Consider the following 4,426-nt stretch of genomic DNA (forward strand, 5'->3'; position numbering starts at 1 on the left):
AGCCTGTGGAGAGGAAGGCACTGGCTTGGGTCGTAAGACCCGAGTGAAACCAGCCTCTGTGAAGCAGGAAGCAATCGGTAGATTTAATCAGAAATGATTAGATTTGCGTAGGTATTGCAGAACGGTATCAAACCATTGTTTCAGGTCGGCGCGGTCGCGGTCGCTATCGACAATCAGGTTCAATTCAATGTTGGACGTGTTGGCCAGCCCCAACCCACTGCGCGTAAAGTTGGAGCTGCCCAGCAGCGCATGTTCGCGCTTGCCATCGTCAATGTGGTACAGCTTGCCATGCAGCAAATTAGCTTGGCGCACCGAGCGGATTTCTACCTTGTCCCGAATCCACTCGGCGCAGCGGCGCGCTACGTCTTTTTGTTGCAAGCGGTTAGACAGCTCTAAGCCTTGGTCTTCAATCTGGAAGGCTTTTTTATCGGTTTTTTCGGGGTCTAGCGAGGCAATAAAGCTAGGCTCGCCAAACAGAAAATTCAGGTGCGTTACTTGGTCGAGTTGCTCGGCCAGTGCAGCGTAAGCGTAAATGGTGAAATAGGCCGACACCACAGAAAGACTACTGCCAGCGCTGATTTTGTTCGCCAGAAAGGCAGCTACATTGCCTCGGGAGTGGTTGTCTCGGATGCCGTAATGCTGGGGATAAGGAAGATGTGAAGCCATGCAGCCATTGTCATGGCTTTTTTTTTGCCTTTAGCGGCGTTCGGCCAAGGCGTGGGCGATGGTGCCCAAGTCCACATACTCCAATTCACTGCCCACCGGTACCCCGCGCGCCAAGCGCGTGACACGCAAGCCGCGCGCTTGAAGGGCTTGGCTGATGATGTGGGCCGTGGTTTCGCCTTCTGCGGTGAAATTGGTGGCCAAAATTACTTCTTGTACCAAGCCATCGCTGGCACGCTCTAGCAGTTTTTGTAGGCCAATTTCTTTCGGGCCGATACCGTCGAGTGGGCTGATGCGTCCCATCAGCACAAAATACAGCCCGTTAAAAGCCCCGGTGCGCTCCATCGCCGCTTGGTCTGCCGGGGTTTCGACCACGCACAAGCGGCCAGTGTCGCGGGCAGTATCTAGGCAGGTGGCGCAAATGGGCGCTTCGGTGAAGGTGTAGCAGCGCTGGCAATGGCGCAGCGTTTGCACTGCATGGGCCAAGGCTTGCGATAGCTGCAAAGCCCCGGCATGGTCGCGCTGCAACAGATGAAAGGCCATGCGCGCTGCTGATTTAGCCCCCACGCCCGGCAGGCAGCGCAAGGCATGGATGAGGGCTTCTAGGCCGTGGCTGGATGCCGTCATGCGCCAACAAAGGTGAAGGCGCGTGGCTTAGAACGGAAACTTCATGCCACCGGGCAGGCCGGGCATACCAGCGGTGATTTTGGCCATTTTTTCTTGTGAGGTTTCTTCGGCCTTGCGTACCGCCGCATTGAAAGCGGCAGCGACCAAATCTTCGAGCATGTCTTTGTCTTCGGCCAGCAAGCTGGGGTCAATGGTGACGCGCTTGACATCGTGTTTGCAAGTCATGGTCACTTTGACCAAACCTGCGCCCGATTCGCCCTGCACTTCGACCGAGCCTAACTCGTCTTGGGCTTTTTTCAGGTTGTCTTGCATGGCTTGGGCTTGTTTCATTAAGCCAGCCAGTTGTCCTTTGTTAAACATGTAAGTTCCTTTTGGTGGATGGTGTCGAAAAAATAAAAACGGTGTCGTAGCGATTTTTTAGCCGGGTTTGATGCTACCGGGCACGATATGGGCAGCAAAATCGCGCATCCAAGTTTGCACGCGGGCATCGGCCAACACCGTGGCTTGGGCCTGTGCTTGCCGCGCCTGCTCGGTGGCAGTTTGGCGGCGCGCGGGAGTATCGTTGGTTGGCCCTTGCTCAATCTGCAATTCTGTGAGCTGGTGGCCCGCTGCTTGCAAAGCCGATGTTAGGCGTTCACGCGCCACAGGCTGGTTGAGCGAAGCGCGTTCGGTACGCAAGCACCACTGGGTTTCGGTGCAAGCCACCAATTGTGACTGCAAAGCCAATTCACGCGCCAAAGCGGTGATGGCCTCAGCGGCTACCAGCGCTTGCACCACGCTGGCCCAATGGTCGTCCAAGGCGGTGCTAGTCTCTGCCGGTGCTGCGGATGCTGCTGGCGGCACTGACGGCGCAACGGGCGCAAGCGCAGTGGCTGGCGTGGCCTCTATCGCCAAAGTGGGTGCAGTGGGTGCAGCCACTGGGGCCGGTGTGGGTGGGGCGGGGGGGGCATCTTCCCAAGGCAGCGGGCCTGCGGGTGGTGCCACGGGCGCGGGCGCGGTAAGCACTGGGGGAGGTGGCGGTGGCGGCAGCGCCGGGGATGGCAAAGGGGGCGGCGCAGGGGGCGCAGGGCTGGGCCGCGCGATGGGCGCTGCTGTCTGCACCGGCGTGGCAACGGGGACAGCTGCGCTGGGCATAGCCGTAGCGGCCACCGGCGTGGCCGGTTTGAAGGCCAACAGGCGCAGCAGCACCATCGTCAGGGCGGCATATTCATCGGGGGCCAAACCCAATTCTGCGCGGCCATGCAGGCAGATGCTGTAAAGCAACTGGGTTTCGTCGGCAGGCAATAGAGCGGCCAAACGGGCGGTTTCGGCTTCGTCCGGGTCTTGGCTTTCGATGGCGGCACTGGCGCGCTCAGGCACGGCTTGCAATACGGCCATACGCTGCAAAATGGCCGACATATCTTCTAAAGTAGCTGCTGCCGATACCCCATGCAGGCGCAGCAACTCGGCCATATCGACCACGGTTTTGCCATCGCCCCGCGCCAGCGCTTCTAGCAGGCGAAACACATGGCTACGATCTACCGCCCCCAGCATCAAACGCACTGCCGCTTCTTGCAATTGGCCGCTGCCAAAGGCAATGGCTTGGTCAGTCAGGGATAAGGCATCGCGCATGGAACCCCGCGCCGCCCGGGCCAGCAAGCGCAGCGCGGGTAACTCGGCGGGCACCTGTTCTGCCGCCAATACGCGCACGAGATGCTCTAGCACCGTCTCGGGGGCCATCGGGCGCAGGTTAAATTGCAAACAACGCGATAACACCGTGACCGGCACTTTTTGCGGGTCGGTGGTGGCCAGCACAAACTTGAGGTATTCGGGCGGCTCCTCCAAAGTTTTGAGCATGGCATTGAAAGCCGTGTTGGTCAGCATATGCACTTCGTCAATCATGAAGACCTTGAAGCGCCCTTGTACCGGCTTGTACACCGCCTGCTCTAGCAATTGCTGCACCTCGTCCACCCCCCGATTCGAGGCGGCATCCAACTCGGTGTAATCGACAAAGCGGCCCGTGTCGATGTCTTGGCAGGCTTGGCAGACACCACAGGGCGTGGCTGTGATGCCCCCTTGTCCATCTGGGCCTTGGCAGTTGAGCGATTTGGCCAAAATGCGCGACACCGTGGTCTTGCCTACACCGCGTGTGCCAGTGAACAGATAGGCATGGTGCAAACGCTGCTGCGTCAGGGCATTGCTCAGGGCTTGCACGACGTGCTCTTGCCCCACCATTTCGGTGAAGTTACGCGGACGGTATTTGCGGGCGAGCACGATGTAAGACATAGGGGGCGATTCTATGTGCCCGCGCTGACAGCTGGGGCGTTGGCGAATAGATTACAATTGCCGCTGACGGGCCTCCCCGCATGGGGAAGCGGCCAACCGGGTCAGGTGGGGAACCAAGCAGCCCTAACCGCAGAGACAGTGCCGGGGGTAAGGCTCGTCAAACCTCTTTTTATGAACTACTCCACCCTATGCGTTGCAAAGGATGGAGTTTCACGGGAGCCATAAACTCCCGTCTCGGCCAGTTCCTGACCGGATATTGATTCCAAAGCCCAGCGCAACACTACACGCGCTGAAGCCGTATCTCTGTTCTCTTGGTGCCCGCATTGTTCGCAGCAGTGCATTCTTTGTGAGAGCTGCTTTTTGGCCACATGCCAGCACTGGGGGCAGCGCTGGCTGGGTTTAAGCTTGCGGGTTGGAGCATCTACCCATTCGCCACCAGTTTCCAGCACTTTGTAGCGAAATAGTGAAGTGAACAGCCCCGGAGCGGTGTCCAGTATTTCCCGGTTCAAGCCTGCCTTTTGCGCTACCTGCTTGCCCGGTTCTTCCACAGTGCCAACGGCACTGCGGGTCATGTTCTTGAGCGTGAGTTCTTCCGTTGCTACCAAGGCATATTTGCCCGCCAGCGCTGCCGTTTGCTGGTGTGCCCAGTCCAACCGCTTGCGCGCTACCTTGGCCCGAGCAGCGGCCAAGCGGCGCACGGCCTTCTTTCTACGGTTAGAGCGCTTGTTGCTCTTGCTTGAGACGGCTTGCTGCAACCGGATGGCCTGCTCCTTTTCCTGTTGCCACCAGCGCGGGTTGTCAATGTTCTCCAGCTCGCCGCTGTGCGTTACGCCCGACAGGAATCTCTCCACGCCCCAGTCATAGGCCAGTG

5 protein-coding genes and 1 other RNA gene are annotated in these 4,426 nt (G+C 58.9%); 1 reads left to right on the top strand and 5 read right to left on the bottom strand.

Annotated elements, in window-relative coordinates:
• Window positions 1-87: 87 nt before the first annotated feature.
• The 4 genes from PHX60_RS15770 to dnaX are packed head-to-tail and all read right to left on the bottom strand — an operon-like array spanning window position 88 to window position 3,555.
• Window positions 88-666, bottom strand: a complete 579-nt coding sequence (locus PHX60_RS15770) for a phospholipase D-like domain-containing protein (protein ID WP_300079702.1) — start codon at window positions 664-666, stop codon at window positions 88-90.
• 30 nt (window positions 667-696) lie between these two features.
• Window positions 697-1,290 (bottom strand): recombination mediator RecR, encoded by a 594-nt coding sequence (recR, locus tag PHX60_RS15775; protein ID WP_300079705.1) that lies wholly within the window; start codon window positions 1,288-1,290, stop codon window positions 697-699.
• 27 nt (window positions 1,291-1,317) lie between these two features.
• On the bottom strand, window positions 1,318-1,650 hold the full coding sequence (locus PHX60_RS15780) for a YbaB/EbfC family nucleoid-associated protein (RefSeq protein ID WP_300079708.1): 333 nt from the start codon (window positions 1,648-1,650) through the stop codon (window positions 1,318-1,320).
• Between the two features lie 57 nt (window positions 1,651-1,707).
• Entirely contained in the window at window positions 1,708-3,555 is a 1,848-nt protein-coding gene (dnaX, locus tag PHX60_RS15785) for a DNA polymerase III subunit gamma/tau (protein ID WP_300079711.1), read from the bottom strand.
• A 65-nt stretch (window positions 3,556-3,620) separates the two neighbouring features.
• Here dnaX and ffs point away from each other — a divergent pair.
• Window positions 3,621-3,717, top strand: an RNA gene (gene ffs / locus PHX60_RS15790) — signal recognition particle sRNA small type.
• Window positions 3,718-3,731: 14 nt separating this feature from the next.
• Here the strand turns inward: ffs and PHX60_RS15795 are convergent.
• Window positions 3,732-4,426: transposase (locus tag PHX60_RS15795; protein WP_300079713.1), on the bottom strand; the 695-nt coding region annotated here is incomplete at its 5' end.

Source organism: Giesbergeria sp., assembly GCF_028686475.1.
Taxonomy (GTDB): domain Bacteria; phylum Pseudomonadota; class Gammaproteobacteria; order Burkholderiales; family Burkholderiaceae_C; genus Simplicispira.

Coding starts and splice junctions, on each gene's coding strand:
- recR (WP_300079705.1), bottom strand. CDS start 1,290: ATGACGGCATCCAGCCACGGCCTAGAAGCCCTCATCCATGCCTTGCGC.
- PHX60_RS15780 (WP_300079708.1), bottom strand. CDS start 1,650: ATGTTTAACAAAGGACAACTGGCTGGCTTAATGAAACAAGCCCAAGCC.
- dnaX (WP_300079711.1), bottom strand. CDS start 3,555: ATGTCTTACATCGTGCTCGCCCGCAAATACCGTCCGCGTAACTTCACC.
- PHX60_RS15770 (WP_300079702.1), bottom strand. CDS start 666: ATGGCTTCACATCTTCCTTATCCCCAGCATTACGGCATCCGAGACAAC.